The organism is Streptococcus taonis, from assembly GCF_029948085.1.
Lineage (GTDB): Bacteria > Bacillota > Bacilli > Lactobacillales > Streptococcaceae > Streptococcus > Streptococcus taonis.
Genome location: NZ_JARZZP010000017.1, coordinates 15373 through 30837, shown reverse-complemented (window position 1 = coordinate 30837; position 15465 = coordinate 15373). Strand labels below are relative to the sequence as shown.

Here is a 15465-nt window from a genome sequence, read left to right as displayed (position 1 = left end):
TTTCATTTCTCCTGAATTACTTCCTTCAGCTCTCTGAGAAGGGCTTTGCGGCCTTTAAATCGTTCGTCTGCCCAGAGTTTCGGTTAATTTTTTTCTTACAATAATTGTTTTTTTATGAAGCACATATCATTTTTTGAAACATTTTTTCATATTACTCAAGTAACTGTTGCATTCTTATTTTCAGAAAATTTGAATCATTTCCTTTAGGAGAGCATTGACATAGGTGAACTTGTATTTTGTTTTCTATATATCAAAATCTTTGATTTAAATTCGAGTTCCCTCAACTTTTTTTAAAAAAACAGAGAAAACTTGTGCCTCCTCTGTTTATAGTATTTAAGATAATTAATTTTCTTCACTCATTTTTGATTTTACTTCATCATAAGATAGTGCATGTGATTCCTCTTCTACTGTTTCAGACATCTTTCCTGTTTCGTATAGAGATTTAATTTGTGTACTATCCAATGTTTCGTATTTCAATAATGCTTCTGCAATCAGCTTGTGAGTTTCACGATTTGACTGGATAATTTCAGCAGCTTTGTTTCGTGCTTCATTCAATAATGAACGAACTTCTTCGTCAATTTCATAAGCTGTTTGTTCTGAAATTGATTTTTGAGGGCTTTGTGCACCAAACATGGCATGACTTCCTTCATATTGTACTGGACCAAGTTTTTCACTCATACCATACTCTGTAACCATTGCACGCGCCATCTGAGTCGCTTGTTCGAAGTCATTAGATGCTCCAGTAGTTTGGACGTTAAAGATAATCTCTTCAGCTACACGCCCACCCATTAAGCCAGCTAATTGTTCTTTCATATCTTCTTTAGATAGAAGCATTTGGTCTTCTTTAGGAAGTGCAATCATATATCCGCCTGCACGTCCACGTGGTACTATGGTAACTTTATGAACAACACGGGCATTTGACAATACTAGACCGACAATGGTGTGTCCTGCCTCATGGTAGGCAACCAATTCACGTTCTTTTTGTGAAACTGTCTTGTCTTTCTTAGATGGTCCAGCGATAACACGATCTTCAGCTTCATCAATATCAGAAGCATCAATCACTGATTTATTACGACGAGCTGCAACTAAAGCTGCTTCATTCAATACATTTTCCAAATCAGCACCAACAAAACCTGGAGTTTGTTGTGCTACCAATTTCAAATCTACATCTTCAGCTAAAGGTTTATTTCTAGCATGGACTTTCAAAATTGCTTCGCGTCCCTTAACATCTGGACGACCAACTAATACTTTTCTATCAAAACGGCCTGGACGAAGTAGAGCCGGATCAAGAACATCTGAACGGTTTGTTGCCGCAATGACAATAATTCCTTCATTTCCTTCAAAACCATCCATTTCAATCAAGAGTTGGTTTAAGGTTTGTTCTCGTTCATCATTACCTCCACCTAAACCAACACCACGTTGGCGACCAACGGCATCAATTTCATCAATGAAGATAATAGCTGGTGCTGCTTTTTTTGCGTCCTCAAAGAGAGAACGTACACGGCTCGCACCGACACCGACGAACATTTCTACAAAGTCAGAACCTGAAATACTAAAGAATGGTACACCAGCTTCTCCTGCGACTGCTTTGGCAAGTAATGTTTTACCAGTTCCCGGAGGTCCTTCTAAGAGAACACCAGCTGGAATCCGAGCACCTAATTTTGTAAATCGTTTTGGATCTTTTAAGAATTCAACAACTTCAACAAGTTCTTGTTTTTCTTCCTCTGCGCCTGCGACATCTGAGAAGCGAACTTTGATATCTTCTTTATTAGCAGCCTTAGCTTTACTACGTCCAAAACTCATTGGATTACGTCCGCTATTTCCGCCCATATTTCCCATCATAGAGAAGAGGAAGAAGAATAAGATAGCAAATGGTACTACTGAAACCAGGATGTTAATCCACATACCACTTGAGCTTTCGTGTTTCACTTCAATTTCTGTTTGATGTTCACTTGCTAACTTTTGCAAATCCGCTACAGTTGTATCTGATGGGAGGACAATACTTGTAAATTTCTCTACTTTTGTAGCAGAGGGTGTAAAAAATTGAATTCCCGTTTCCTGTTTCTCTGTCTTAGCAGTTTTGTAGACACCATACACTTCAATAACACTACCACTTGGTTGGTAGGTCATTTCTTTTACATTGTCGTTAGTGATTTCCTGAACCAATTCTGAGTACTTAATTTGTTGACTATGACCAGCAGATCTGCCAGCAAAAAAGTACTGGAATCCTGTCACTAGCAAGAAAATCATCAACAAATAAAGAAATGGATTTTTTATGAAACCATTATTTTGTTTTTGCATTCAAACACTTACCCTTCTATTTTGAGTAAACTTCCTCTTTCAATACACCTACATAAGGAAGGTTACGATAGTTTTCATTATAGTCTAAACCGTAGCCTACAACAAATTCATTTGGAATTGTAAAACATGTATAATCTGCTTCGATTTCTACTGTACGACCTTCTGGTTTATCAAGCATTGTGACAATCTTAACAGAAGCTACTTCTCTTGCAGTAAACATATCTCTCAAACTCTTCAAGGTTTGACCAGTATCAATAATATCTTCTACAAAGACAACATGTCGACCTTTAATATCTTGAGTTACGTCTTGTTTAATATTAATGACACCACTACTTACAGTCCCACCATGATAGCTAGAGACCATCATAAAGTCCATTTCAAGATGTGTATCAATATATTTCACTAATTCTGCCATAAAAGGAATAGATCCTTTTAGAATTCCAACTAAAATCGGATTTTTACCCTCATAATCTTTTGTCAACTGAGCACCCAATTTTTTAGCTGCTTCTGTAATTTCATCTTGTGAAATCAAAATTTTCTTGATATCTTTTTCTAACATGATTTTACCTATCTATTTTTTCTATATAAAGTACAGTGTTCATTATATCATTTTTCATTTTTTTACTCAAATCACTGATTTTAATTCCTAAAACTGAACAAATTTTTCCAAATTGCTCAATGATAATAGCTTTTTCTCGTTTTTCTTTAGGAATTTTTAAATCAATAAAAAGTCGTCTTAGTTTTTTACGATGACCATTTTTTATCAAATAATCACCAGGCTGTCGATGCCGTAAAATCAACGATGTTTCACGAGAAACATTCATCTTTTGAACATTTTCCCCTTTTAGAGGGATTCCAAATGAAAATAAATAACCTTCATAATGAACTTGATTTTGATAGTTTAACACACACTCACTACTTTTTTCATCAGACTTTGGTCTGATTTTACAAATTTTAAAGTGTTGATATTCTTTTACAAGTTCATAACCATTTTTTAAACGATGACGATATTGACTCTTGGTTTTTAAAATATGATGGACCTGTTGGAATTGTTCTTTTGTAATATTTAAATCAGCAAAACGACTAAGGTATTGTTGTAGTAAAACTCGTTGCGTTGCTTCACTAAAAGATAAAAACTGAGTTAAATCTCCCACATTGACTGTTTGAGATAATTCAGTCAGAGCAATTTGATAGTCAGATACTTCTTTTCCAAACTCTAAAAACGCTCTCTTTAGCTGAATATTTTCTTTTTCCAGTTGTGGTAAGTAAATATTACGAACTCGATTGCGAAAATAATGATTTTCTTTATTCGTCCTATCTTCAAAATGCTCAACTTCAGGAAAATCCCTCTTATAAAAAGATAGCAACGGACGAATTAACTCTCCCTTATCAAACTCTTGTCTTTCTTTAATAGCTGATAAATGTTGTAATCTCCCCCCCCTAATCATTCTCATAAAAATCGTCTCAGCCTGATCATCTGCATGATGAGCTGTTACAAGAGCTGTAGAGGACGTTTTCTCCATTACTTCTCTAAAAAAATCATAGCGAAATTGACGAGCATTTGCTTCTGAAAAATCTCCAGTAAAATGAGCTACGTAAATTGGAACTCCAACTTGTTCAGCTAGTTTTCTTAATTCATATTCTTCATTATCCGATTCTAATCGTTGTTTATGGTTTACATGAGCTAAAAATAATTCAATCCCGAGTTCTTCTTGATAAGTTGATAAAAGGTGAAAGAGAAACATCGAATCCAATCCACCAGACAAGGCTAGTACAACTCGTGAATAATCTTTAAAATAACCTTTTTCTAGAAAATGATTTAAAAAATCTTGGTCTCTCATTTTAGGGCCTCATAGACATCCTTAGCAATTTTAGAAATGGTATCATAATCAGAATTTTTGGTAAAGATTGAAATAATGAAAGGAGAATCTGTATAAACTATTCCTACATCGTGTTTAAATTCATCTGCATCTCCAATTTTATGGGCTACCTTAGCAGAAATATTCTTAGCAATCCTCTGATTATCAAAAGCTGTTTGCGATAGAGATTCTAAAACAAAACCATTCTGATTATAAATAGATTCCATAACTTGACCAGCCATTTTAGCTGAAGCTAACTTCTCTGTTACGTTCCATTCTTCACCCGCGATAGTAGCCATTTCGTTTTTAAAGGCTTCATCTGATTTATTCGTAATATAATAAGCAAGAATATTATGAGCTACATTGTCAGATTCTTTCGCTGTCTTTGTAATTAAATCTTTGAGAGTGTAGTCTTTATTGTCCGCTGTTTTAGGGAGGCTTCCACTTCCTTCGGGTTTATAAGAACCAGGGAAATCATTTACTTCAGAAATGTACTTCAATTTCGTGTCAAGTTGGTAATCACCTTGATTGATTTTTTCTTGAACATAATAAAGATAAGGCAATTTCATAACACTAGCAGCGTACATTTTTTGATTTTCATTAATCCCAGCTTCCTTACCCGTGCTCAATTGTTTAACATAAATAGAAAACTGTTCATTTTGATAATTCGCAGATAACAACTCTTGTACTTTCTGAATACGATTGTCATCGTTGGAAATGTAATCCGTCGAAACCCAACCAATTTGTTTGATATGTAAAAATTCATGACCACCAGCAAAAATAGACATATCTACTTCAACCTCTTGATAAGCTGCTAAAGTAGACTTTAATTCTTGTTGATCATAAGGACTATTATAAACGACAAATCCTGGTTCTAACCATACTCGTTTAGAAAAATCGTTTACGATGGAACTATCGTATAAAAGTCGTTTATCAGCCATCACAAATTGATTATTTGACAATTTAAAGACAGGCTGTCCTTGTTTATTTAATCTCCATTCTAAAACAGATAATTTTGTATCTGCATTGACTTTTCCTGATTCTTTAATCAAATCTTCTGTAGAATAAACAGACGTTTCACCATAAAATTTTGGAGATTCTATAACATCTTGATAGTAAAAATGATACGAAGCGTGGGTTAAGGAATAAACTTCTTGGTTTGGAATGATAACTGGATTCTCAGTGCTTACTACTTGGACACTTTTTAAAAAAATAGGAAGTAGTAATATCACTAAAAATTTACGCATTCTTTTTTTCCTCTTCTTCTTGTAGCCGTAACAGATGATTTTTTTGAGCTAACTCTTCTAATTTTTCATCTGATTGACTTAAAAACTTTTCTACAATATCTAATAAATTTTCCATTTTACATTACCTAGGAAGTAAGTCCGGAATAGTATAAACTTCCTCCCATGATTTTGAATAGTAATATTTTGCACGCAAATACTTGGCTGCGTATGTTTCATCCTTTAATTTGGTTGCAAGATTCGATTCTTTATCTTTTTCATCGCTCAATTCTTGATACTGTTTTTTCAAATCGGCTAACTGTTGGCGACGTTCGAGTAGTTGCTGATAACTTTGAGTCAAATTATAGGTTGGTAGGATGAACAACAACATAATCAAAATCAAAACCCAGCCCATAAAACGATTTCGTCTTTGTCGTTCTTCCATCAAGTATTTACGACGTTGGTGTTCATTTTGAATAAAAGAATTATTCATTTGTACAATTTTTTTATACATCGTTTTCTACCCTTGTTTCGCTGATAATTTCATACATACCTGCAGCATCTTCTTTTTTAGTGCTATCTTTCATTTCTAACACTTTTACGAGCAACAATTTATTTCCAAAACGAATTTCAACTTGGTCATTGATTTTTAAATCTGTAGAGCTCTTTGCAAGAATACCATTTACCTTGATACGTCCCTTATCTGCAACTTCTTTAGCTACTGTACGACGCTTAATAATTCTTGATACTTTTAAATATTTATCTAATCTCATTTTTATTACCTCAAATTATTATTGTACCATTTTTATCCCTTTTATAGAAGAAAAATGTCATACCTAATTCGACTCTTTTGAATCTTTTATGTTTGCTAATGATTCTCCAAAAGTTAAAAGACCTTCTAAAATCTCATAATCCTTTTTATTACGAATATCAAAAACAACTTCGATTAAACCTTGATTTTCTGAAATATTTGCCTTCAAACTTGTCTGAGAAAGAGCCTGGAAATAATCTTGTGTTAAAAATAATTGTTGCGATATTTTTTCAAACTGAATGACCAGCTTATTAACCTTTCTTTCTACACGATTGACAAATACTTTATCAAGATATGCTTTAGCTAATCCAATTTCTAAAAGGTAAGCAACGACATCTGGATATTCTCCAAAACGATCGATCAACTCATCTTGTAATCCCTCATAGTTGACACGGTTATCAATCTGACGAATTCTCTTGTAAATTTCAATTTTATGTCGTTCATCTGAAATATACTCATCTGGAAGATAGGCATCGATTTGTAGAATTAACTCAGCATTTCCTTTTTCACGTTTTTTGTCAGTTCCATTTTTCTTAGCTATTGCTTCTTCTAACAACTGAGAGTACAACTCAAAACCAACAGAATCGATAAATCCAGACTGAGAGCTTCCTAATAGATTTCCAGCTCCACGAATGGATAAATCACGCATAGCTATTTTGAAACCAGAACCTAGTTCAGTAAAACCTTTGATGGCATCTAATCTTTTCTCAGAAACTTCTGTCAAAGTTTTATCTGGACGATACATGAGATAAGCATAAGCAATTCGATTACTACGACCAACACGACCTCTTAATTGATACAAGGTTGACAATCCCATATGATCTGCATTTTCTATAAACAAGGTATTAGCATTTGGAATATCTACTCCTGTCTCGATGATTGTTGTAGTTACTAAAATATCATATTGTCCTTCAATGAAATCAAGAAGTGTATTTTCTAAGCGAATTTCACTCATTTGACCATGGACAAATCCAATAGAAGCTTCTGGAATAAGTTCTTGTAACTCTGAAACCTTCTTTTCAATCGTGTCAACTTTATTGTAAAGATAGTAAACTTGACCACCACGATCCATTTCTCTCAATACAGCATCACGAATGATACGATCATTCTGTTCAAGTACGTAGGTTTGAACAGGATATCGATTTGTTGGAGGAGTCTCTATGACTGATAAATCTCGGATACCTAGCATAGACATATGAAGAGTTCGAGGAATTGGTGTCGCTGTCAAAGTTAAGACATCAACCTTCTTTTTTAATTCCTTCAAAGCTTCCTTATGCTTAACACCAAAACGTTGCTCTTCATCAATAATCATCAACCCCAAATCAGCAAACTCAACATCTTTAGACAAGACTCTATGGGTCCCTATCAAGATGTCTACTTGACCTTTTTTTAACTTCTCAAGTGTTTCAGTCTGTTCTTTTTTACTTCTGAAACGACTCAAAACATCTACGTTGACAGCAAATTGTTCAAATCTTTCCTTAAAATTACTGTAATGTTGCTGAGCAAGAACGGTTGTTGGCACTAAAACGACAACCTGTTTATGATCATTGACAGCCTTAAACGCAGCTCGCATTGCTACTTCTGTCTTACCAAAACCCACATCTCCAACTAAAAGTCGGTCCATCGGTTGAGAAGCCTGCATATCTTTCTTAATCTCTTCGATACTTCTAAGTTGGTCCTCAGTTTCTACATATGGGAATGCTTCGTCAAAAGCAACTTGATCTTCATCATCTTTTGAAAATGCAAAACCTTTAAGTTGACTTCTCTCTGCATATAACTTAATTAAATCATCTGCAATATCTTCAACTTGACTCTTTACTTTTTGCTTCGCTTTTTTAAAACGTCCATCGTTTAATTTGTTTAACTTTGGAGCCTTACCATCACTAGAAACATACTTAGAAAGAGTCTGTATCTGCTCCACAGGGATAGAAATACGGTCTCCATTTTGATATAGAACACTTACATAGTCTCTATGAATCCCTTTGATTTCAATCGTTTCGATCCCTAAATATTGACCAATACCATGGATTTGATGAACAACATAGTCTCCTTTTTGGAGTTCATTATAATCCTTTAATCGTTCAGCGTTACTGATATTTTGTCTTCGATACTTGCGTTTAATCTTCTTTTTAAAAATTTCATATTCAGTAATAAATACAAGATTCTCATCTACAAAATGAAACCCATGTCGCAGATTTCCTTCAATAAGATTGACAGTTCCTTTACAGATTTCACTTTCATTGCTATTATCAACTTTAATATCGTATTCATCAAGGATCGTTGACAGTTTCTTTAGTTCAGTTTTGCTACTTGATTGAAGAACAATCGTATACTTTAATTTTTTGTAACGTTCAATTTCTTCTTTCAGAAAAGAAAACTGATTAAAGAACTCCTGCATAGGATATTGATTGAACTGGTACAGATTATTAAATTTCAAATTTCCAAGCCCTTTTTGAAAATTTGAAAAGAAAGTCGCTGGTACATATTTTTTAAATTGACTTTCTACATCAGCAAAATATTGTAAACTTGATACTGCTTTACTATTATGTAAATCATCTGTAAAGTAGCTAGCTGTTTCCTTATCAAAAGCATCGTACTGGTTCATGATTTTTTGAAAATCATCAAATATAACAGGAACTTGATTCAAATAGTCTATCAAGGTCCACTGTTTTTTATAAAATACAGACAAAAACTTGCGAATATCTGCATGAAGAACTTGCTCTTTCGTACAACTAAAAACTTCTTCTAGGTAAGACTTTAAAGTTGGAGAAAGTGCCTTATCAATCTCATGTTCTAAAAATTTCTGACCACGATGATAATCTTCATTCGTTAATAAAATATCACTAGCTGGATAGATTAGTACTTGAGTTTTACTATCTTTTGATAATTGAGTTTCAGTATCAAATTCTCTAATGCCATCAATCTCATCACCGAAAAATTCAATCCGATAAGGACAAATTTGAGAGGTTTCAAATATATCTAGAATATCTCCACGAAGGCTAAATTCTCCCTGACTTTGAACTTGTGTAACTTTCTTATAACCAAGAGAAATCAAGTGATTTTTTAATTCTCTTTGTTCGCATTCTTGCCCCACTTGAAGTTCTAAGATACTATCATCAAAAACTTGAGGATTCGGCAAGAATACTCGACTAGCTGCGACGTTACAAACTAAAATCCCTCTTTGAGACTCATTTCTTAGAAACCGCAAAGCTTCAACCCGAGAAAAAATCTTTTCCTGAGATGATACCAAAAATTCAACCATTGGTGAATCATCTACTAGAAATGGATAAACCAGATCCGAACCTAATATGGAGATTAGATCATTAATCAGACGCTCAGCCTCTCCATATGTGGAAGTCATCACTAAAACCTTATCCTGACTCTTCAGACTACTAGCAATCGCTAACGATTTTGCTGATCCAGAAAGTCCTAGCAATAATTGTCTTTGTTTCTGTGGTAAGTTCTCATGCCAAGATAGAATTTGTTTATTCTCTAAAAAGAAATCGATTAATGCCATTTCCTTATCCATTATATTTCTGCATCGTCTTTTCAAAGTTTTTTTCTTGTAAATAATAATTTACAGCATCGTCAACCTTGTCAATTGACTGTAAAATACCGATATAATCTTCCTGATCAAACTTAGTCAAAACATGGTGAACAACAGACATTCCTTTTTTAGGTCTACCAATACCAATCTTTACACGATTGAAAACCTGTGTACCAATATGTTGAATAATCGACTTAATTCCATTATGACCACCAGCTGATCCTTTAGCACGAAGACGAATTTTTCCGACTTCCATGTCAAGGTCATCGTAAATGATCAGTAAATCTTCAATATCTAAACCATAATAAGTTAACAATGCATGAACAGCTTTTCCACTTTCATTCATAAAAGTCGTCGGTTTCACCAGATAAATTTTTTCCCCATTAAGGAAAAATGAAGCTAATTCAGCTTGGAATATCTTATCGTGTGTAAAGGTAACATTCTGTTTTTTTGCTAGTTGGTCAATCAGCATAAAGCCAACATTATGTTTAGTTTCAAAATATTTATCTCCTGGATTTCCCAATCCTACAAGTAATTTTGTCATTTAAATTTCCTTTCAAAAGCCAAAAGGGTTGGAATTTTTTTCCAACCTAATTGACATTATTTTAAATACTGATTAAACGTTAAAGCGGAATTCCATAATATCGCCATCTTGCACGACATATTCTTTTCCTTCTTCACGCAAACGTCCTGCTTCTTTTACAGCCTTTTCAGAGCCGTATTTTACTAAATCGTCATAAGACATAGTCACTGCACGAATAAAACCTTTTTCAAAGTCAGAGTGGATGATACCAGCTGCCTGAGGAGCTTTCATGCCACGTTTAAAGGTCCAAGCACGAACTTCTTTTTCACCGGCTGTGAAGTAAGTTCCAAGTCCTAACAAATGATATGCTGCACGAGTCAACTTATCCACACCTGATTCTGTCAAACCAATGGCTTCAAGAAACTCTTTTTTATCTTCATCGTCTAACTCAGAAATTTCTTCTTCAGCACGCGCAGAAATGACTACTACTTCTGCATTTTCTGTTGCTGCGAATTCACGAATTTGTTTCACATAATCGATAGATTCTGGATCTCCAACCACATCCTCATCAACATTTGCTACATAAAGAACTGGTTTCGTGGTCAAAAGGAAAAGGCCTTTAACTACTTTTTGCTCTTCATCTGTAAATTCAATGGTACGAGCTGACTTACCATCTTCAAGAACAGGTTTAATCTTTTGGAGAACGTTAAATTCTGCAACTGATTCCTTATCTTTTTGCGTACGCGCCATTTTTTCTACACGCGCATAGCGTTTATTGACTGATTCTAAATCAGCAAGAATCAACTCTAGGTTAATGGTATCAATATCTGCTAGCGGATCCACAAAGGCATCTTCACGGCCTTGCTCACGCATGACATTTTCATCATCAAAGGCACGAACCACATGAACAATCGCATCAACTTCACGGATGTTGGCCAAGAATTTATTTCCAAGACCTTCTCCTCTTGATGCTCCTTTTACAATCCCTGCAATATCTGTAAATTCAAAGGTTGTTGGAACTGTCTTTTTAGGAGTAATCATTTCCGTCAATTTTTGGAGGCGTTCATCTGGAACTTCTACCATTCCAACGTTTGGATCAATGGTCGCAAAAGGATAGTTTGCAGCCTCTGCTCCTGCTTTTGTAATTGCATTAAATAGGGTTGATTTACCAACGTTTGGTAAACCTACAATACCTGCTGTTAAAGCCATAGTTTCTCATTCTCCGTTCACATTTCAATCTTCAATATTATAACACAAAAAGGGAAAACTTGCTAACCCTCTTACTATGGGGTTCCTAGTCGATGATTTTGTTCATTTTTCTTTCAAAATCATAGCGACTCATCATGACCACATGATCACAATTGCTACATTTTATTTTGATATCAGCTCCAACACGGGTAATTTCCCAACGATTGGCTTTTTTACCTGTTGATTTGATTGTACAAGCGTGTGGTTTTTTCATTTCAACAAAATTTCCAACTTGATACATGGTTAATCTCCTTTTCTATTTTTGATTATATCATAAAAGAGGCGAGCTAGGCTCAACCTCTTTCCATTAATTTGTGCGAACTGGTGTAATTAGCTGCATGAACTCTTCATCTGTATCAGCTGGAACCAGAGTAAATGGACGAACTGCTGAAATAAAGCTGATTGTAACTTTTTCGCTATTCAAAGCTTTTAGTGCTTCAATCAAATAAGTTGGGTTGAAACTAATTGTCAAATCAGCACCACTTACATTTTCAGTATCAATTTCTTCGTTTACTTTCCCTACTTCTGGAGAGTGAACATGAGCACTTACAACTCCTTCTTTGATTTCTAATTTAACAGTACCATTTTGTGTCGCACTTGATAAGAGGCGAGCACGTTCCATAGACTGGCGTAGTTTAGCAACATCAAAAGTCACTGTTGTATTAAAATCTGTTGGAATCAATCGATCGGTATCTGGATAATTTCCTTCTAAGAGACGTGTGTAAAAGCTAATATTTTCACTTCTAAAGAGAATTTGATTATTGGCGAAGAAAATCTCTACTGTTTCGATATCATCCGTAAAAACAGCTGAAAATTCGCGTAGCGAACGACTTGGGATGACAACATCAAAATCATCGCTATTTTTTTCAAGTGTCAATTTCTTCTGACTGAGACGGTGAGAATCTGTCGCAACTGTTTTTAATTCTTTATGGTTGCTTAAAACAAAGTGGACACCTGTCAAAATAGGACGGCTTTCTTGGGTACTAGCTGCAAAAGCTGTTTCATTGATAATCTTTTTAAGAAGTTTTGTTTCAAGAACTAAAGGATTGCTTGCAGAAATTTCCTGAATACGTGGATATTGCTCGCTATCTTTTCCTTTAAGAGTAATCTCTGATTTTCCACTAGTTAAGACAATTTGCTTTTGCTCAATCTCTTTAAAATCAAGTGTTACATCTGGAAGACTTGAAACAACATTGATAAAGAAAGAAGCTTCCAGTAGAACTGAACCTAAAGAGTTAATCAAGAGACCTGCATTTTCATTTTTTTGCGAGATAAAATTTTCGATTGAGATTTGACCATTTGATCCAATCAAGGTAATTCCTTCATTGGTAACATCAATTTTTACAGTCGATAAAATAGGAATTGCATTCTTTGAGCTAATAGCTCTCTTTGTTGTATTTAAGGCTTGTAAAAATAAGTTTTTATTAATTGAAAAATGAATCATGGATTCTCCTTTATTCTTTTTATTATTAGAAGGATAATAGTAATAATAGAGCGTGTGAAATCTGTGGAAAAACACTTGTAATCAAGAAAACTCAAGGACAGAGCCTTGTTTAAAAAATGTGGATAAATAAGAGATTTTTTTAAAAGTTATCCACAAGTTATTTAATTTTCTTTTTGATGTTTTCAATTTCTATACGTAAATTATCATCTGTTTCAAGCATGGATTTGATTTTTCCATGAGCGTGAATGACAGTTGTGTGGTCTTTACCACCAAACTCTTTTCCAATCTTAGGAAGGCTATTATCAGTCATTTCTCTGGCTAGATACATGGCAACTTGACGGGCTAAAACGATATTTTGAACACGTCTAGTTCCTTTCATTTCCTTGACACTAACACCATAGAAGTTTCCAACTTCTGTCTGGATTTTATCAATTGGAATTACAATCATTTTGCTAACATCTTGTTTACGAGCACGAATAGCTTCAGCTGCAATATCAACTGTGATATCGTTAATCTTTTTGACTTTGGCCATTAGGCTGATATCGTTGAGTGCTCCCTCGAGTTCTCGCACGTTAGAGTCAAATTGTCCAGCCAAATATTCGAGTGTATCATTCTGAAAATGATAGTTGAGATGTTCAGTCTTACTCTGTAAAATAGCAATACGTGTTTCAAAATCAGGTGGTGTGATATCTGTCGTTAATCCCCACGAGAAGCGCGTGACCAGACGTTCAGGCAGACTCTCTAAATGTTCAGGTCTACGGTCACTCGTCAAAACAATCTGTTTATTATTATTGTGAAGGGCGTTAAATGTATTGAAAAACTCTTCCTGAGTTTGTACCTTCTTTCCACTAAGTGATTGAATATCATCAATGAGTAGGAGGTCTAAACTACGGTAAGTTTTCTTGAATTTTTCCATATCATTGAGTCTCAAATGCTCTAGGAATTCATTAATGAAACTTTCAGCAGGTATGTATTTTACACGCGCATTTGGGCTCTTTTTCAGAATTTCATTCCCAAGGGCATTTAATAGGTGAGTTTTTCCAAGTCCAGGACCTCCGTAGATAAATAGAGGATTGTAAGTTAATCCAGGATCTTCAGAAACAGCCAAAGCAGCAGACTTAGCCCAAACATTACCATCCCCTTGAACAAAATTATCGAAAGTATACTTTTCCTTGAGTCCAGTTTCAGAATATGGAATAGTGGATGGAATTGGTTGATAATCGTTGCCAGGTTCAGACTCGAAAGCTACTTGTGAGCTAGCTTCTTCAACTTTCGTGAAGATATAATGAGCTTTTATTTCAGTATCATAGATTTCAAAACCTGCTGCTAAAAGCATTCCATTGATATTTCGTTCCCAGAATATCTGCATTTCATCGCGGGGTAAGAAAATCGTTGCAGTATTCTCTTCAACTTTAACCAGTTTTGCGTCTAAAATATAGAAATCATAAACTGACTGAGTTAATTTATCATGTGCAAGTTCTAAAAGACGATTCCAAAATTGTTTTTCCTTCAATGATTTCCTCCTCCTTTACTATAGAATTTAAAAGGTTTATTGATAGAATCATTTTACCATAGATAAGATTATTTTTCCACAACTTGTGGAAAACAATTAACAATGTTTTTAAATGTTATCCACAAAATGTGGATAACTAAGAAAATTTCTGAAATACTGGGCTTTTAAAAACTAAAATGCAGTGGATAACTATGTTCGTTAAGAATACTAAAATAACAGCCTTATTTCAGGCTGTTAATAAATTGTTGATATTCATCTTGATTATGGAAGGAAATTGAAATTTTACCGCTATCTTTTTTTTGAAGGCTAATCTGAACATCTAATCCGAGTATTTTTTTCAATTTTTGCTCTTCCTCTTTGACAAAGTGGTCTTTTTCTTTTCTGCTGCTCTTATTCGTTTTTTGTAGTATTTGTTCAACTTGTCGAACAGAGAGATTTTCAGTTTGAATGCGATGCAAGAGTGTATCTTGTCTGTCGCTTGATAATTGAATGAGGAGTCTAGCATGAGCTTGGGAAAGTTTTCCACTTTCAACCTCTATCAGGATATGTTTAGGTAGCCCTAACAATCGAACTAGGTTTGTAATATAAGGTCGAGATTTTCCCATTTTTTCAGCAATTTCTGTGTGGGTAAAACCTTTATCAATTAAGGATTGATATGCTTTAGCTTCCTCGATAGGATTTAAATTTTCTCGTTGGAGATTCTCAATGATAGAATGAAGCATCATATCTTGATCAGAAAGTTGCTTAACAATGACTGGAACTTCTGAAAGTCCAGCAGCTATTGAAGCGCGATACCGTCTTTCTCCAGCTAGAATTTCATATCCAAGTACTGGAGATTTTCTAACGATAATAGGCTGAATCAAGCCGTTTTCCTTAATAGATTGTGCCAGTTCTTGAATTTTTTCTTCTGAAAATTCCTTACGAGGTTGATAGGGATTTTTTTGAATATCTTTTATTTGAACAATTTTAAATTCTTCCATAATTCTACATTAACAC

At 34.5% G+C, this 15465-nt stretch carries 14 protein-coding genes; all 14 read right to left on the bottom strand.

The annotated features are described in order from the left end of the window. Positions 1-342: 342 nt before the first annotated feature. Positions 343-2301, bottom strand: a complete 1959-nt coding sequence (gene ftsH / locus QEZ38_RS08915; RefSeq protein WP_281335683.1) for an ATP-dependent zinc metalloprotease FtsH — start codon at positions 2299-2301, stop codon at positions 343-345. A 16-nt stretch (positions 2302-2317) separates the two neighbouring features. Next, complete coding sequence (gene hpt, locus QEZ38_RS08910) at positions 2318-2860, bottom strand: hypoxanthine phosphoribosyltransferase (RefSeq protein WP_153224623.1); 543 nt, start codon at positions 2858-2860, stop codon at positions 2318-2320. 4 nt (positions 2861-2864) lie between these two features. After that, positions 2865-4142 carry a tRNA lysidine(34) synthetase TilS gene (tilS, locus tag QEZ38_RS08905; protein ID WP_281335682.1) on the bottom strand — a complete coding sequence of 426 codons (1278 nt, stop codon included), beginning with the start codon at positions 4140-4142 and terminating at the stop codon, positions 2865-2867. Beyond that, entirely contained in the window at positions 4139-5407 is a 1269-nt protein-coding gene (locus tag QEZ38_RS08900; RefSeq protein WP_281335681.1) for a serine hydrolase, read from the bottom strand. Before QEZ38_RS08900 ends, tilS begins: the two co-directional genes overlap by 4 nt. Further along, positions 5400-5522, bottom strand: coding sequence for an SP_0009 family protein (locus QEZ38_RS08895; protein WP_045762396.1), 123 nt, complete (start codon positions 5520-5522; stop codon positions 5400-5402). Before QEZ38_RS08895 ends, QEZ38_RS08900 begins: the two co-directional genes overlap by 8 nt. 6 nt (positions 5523-5528) lie before the next feature. Beyond that, complete coding sequence (locus tag QEZ38_RS08890; RefSeq protein ID WP_000277028.1) at positions 5529-5897, bottom strand: septum formation initiator family protein; 369 nt, start codon at positions 5895-5897, stop codon at positions 5529-5531. Beyond that, the gene (locus tag QEZ38_RS08885) at positions 5890-6156 is read right to left on the bottom strand and encodes an RNA-binding S4 domain-containing protein (RefSeq protein WP_001234970.1); all 267 of its coding nucleotides are present in this window, start codon (positions 6154-6156) and stop codon (positions 5890-5892) included. The genes QEZ38_RS08890 and QEZ38_RS08885 overlap by 8 nt, the downstream gene beginning before the upstream one ends. Before the next feature lie 63 nt (positions 6157-6219). Then, complete coding sequence (mfd, locus tag QEZ38_RS08880; RefSeq protein ID WP_281335680.1) at positions 6220-9723, bottom strand: transcription-repair coupling factor; 3504 nt, start codon at positions 9721-9723, stop codon at positions 6220-6222. Beyond that, complete coding sequence (gene pth / locus QEZ38_RS08875; RefSeq protein ID WP_281335679.1) at positions 9716-10285, bottom strand: aminoacyl-tRNA hydrolase; 570 nt, start codon at positions 10283-10285, stop codon at positions 9716-9718. Before pth ends, mfd begins: the two co-directional genes overlap by 8 nt. Positions 10286-10357: 72 nt before the next feature. Continuing rightward, a complete protein-coding gene (gene ychF, locus QEZ38_RS08870) occupies positions 10358-11473 on the bottom strand; it encodes a redox-regulated ATPase YchF (protein WP_045762398.1) in 1116 nt (371 codons plus the stop codon). A gap of 85 nt (positions 11474-11558) precedes the next feature. Next, positions 11559-11753, bottom strand: a complete 195-nt coding sequence (locus QEZ38_RS08865) for a DUF951 domain-containing protein (protein WP_000285188.1) — start codon at positions 11751-11753, stop codon at positions 11559-11561. A 66-nt stretch (positions 11754-11819) separates the two neighbouring features. Further along, a complete protein-coding gene (gene dnaN / locus QEZ38_RS08860; protein ID WP_281335678.1) occupies positions 11820-12956 on the bottom strand; it encodes a DNA polymerase III subunit beta in 1137 nt (378 codons plus the stop codon). Between the two features lie 157 nt (positions 12957-13113). Beyond that, the gene (gene dnaA, locus QEZ38_RS08855) at positions 13114-14469 is read right to left on the bottom strand and encodes a chromosomal replication initiator protein DnaA (protein WP_281335677.1); all 1356 of its coding nucleotides are present in this window, start codon (positions 14467-14469) and stop codon (positions 13114-13116) included. A gap of 221 nt (positions 14470-14690) precedes the next feature. Continuing rightward, complete coding sequence (locus QEZ38_RS08850; RefSeq protein WP_281335676.1) at positions 14691-15449, bottom strand: ParB/RepB/Spo0J family partition protein; 759 nt, start codon at positions 15447-15449, stop codon at positions 14691-14693. Positions 15450-15465 lie beyond the last annotated feature (16 nt).